This window comes from Komagataeibacter europaeus LMG 18890, from assembly GCF_000285295.1.
Classification (GTDB): Bacteria; Pseudomonadota; Alphaproteobacteria; order Acetobacterales; family Acetobacteraceae; genus Komagataeibacter; species Komagataeibacter europaeus.
Genome location: NZ_CADP01000319.1, coordinates 1 through 1,060, shown reverse-complemented (window position 1 = coordinate 1,060; position 1,060 = coordinate 1). Strand labels below are relative to the sequence as shown.

At 58.5% G+C, this 1,060-nt stretch carries 1 protein-coding gene; it reads right to left on the bottom strand.

Annotated elements, in window-relative coordinates:
• Positions 1–367: 367 nt before the first annotated feature.
• On the bottom strand, positions 368–1,060 hold a 693-nt coding region (locus tag GEU01_RS22120; RefSeq protein ID WP_019087292.1), incomplete at its 5' end, for a Tn3 family transposase.

Genomic DNA, 1,060 nt, shown 5'->3' with positions numbered 1-1,060 from the left:
GGGGGGGGGGGGGGGGGGGGGGGGGGGGGGGGGGGGGGGCCCCCCCAAGAGGCGGTGATTTAGATCGAAATTTTAAGTCTTATATTTATCCACAATTTCGTTAGAAATTATCGGACAACTACCGGAAAAACCTATCGGTTTAGATAACGGGAATCATATCGGTTTTAGGGGGGTGGTGATTGCACCGTGCCTATGGGTGGTGATTGCACCGTGTCTACGGGTGGTGATTGCACCGTATTAGGGTGGTGATTGCACCGGGATAACTTTTCTATTCACAGAGAGAGGCCTTCTCCTAGAAACAGTGGCAATCGCACTATTTTTTGGTGGCTTTGAGCAGAAGGGGTCGTTTGCGGGAGGGGGCGAAATCCTACGCTAAGGATTTAGGCCAGCGATATTCGCCGGTGAGGTTGATGTGTTCCCATCCCAGCGGTGAGACATGGGCGAGGAGATCAGGCGGGATGATGATGCCGTCCACGGCGCGTCTGTCCACGACCTCCCCGAGTTTCATGGTGTTCCAGAAGATGATGATGGCGGCGAGCAGGTTCATGCCGGCAATACGATAGTGCTGCCCTTCGCCTGAGCGGTCGCGTATCTCACCTCGACGATGGAAGCTGATGGCGCGCTTGAGGGCATGATGGGCCTCGCCCTTGTTGAGACCGATCTGAGCCTGGCGCCGGAGACCGGCGTCGAGAATCCAGTCGATCATGAACAGGGTGCGCTCGATGCGACCGATCTCCCGCAATGCGAGGGCCAGCTCATTCTGGCGCGGGTAGGAAGCGAGCTTGCGAAGAATCTGGCTGGGGGCGACGATGCCCGCTGCGATCGTTGCCGTGACGCGCAGGATGTCGGGCCAGTTGCGCTCGATGAGCGGTTCATTGATTTTGCCGCCAACCAGCGCTCGCACATTGGCGGGCGTCGCGTTGGGCGTGAAGGCATAGAGTCTTTTCTGAGAGAGATCTCGGATACGCGGTGCGAACCTGTAGCCGAGCAAGGAGCTGGCGGCGAACACATGATCGGTAAAGCCACCCGTGTCGGCAAAATGCTGGCGGACGCGGCGGCC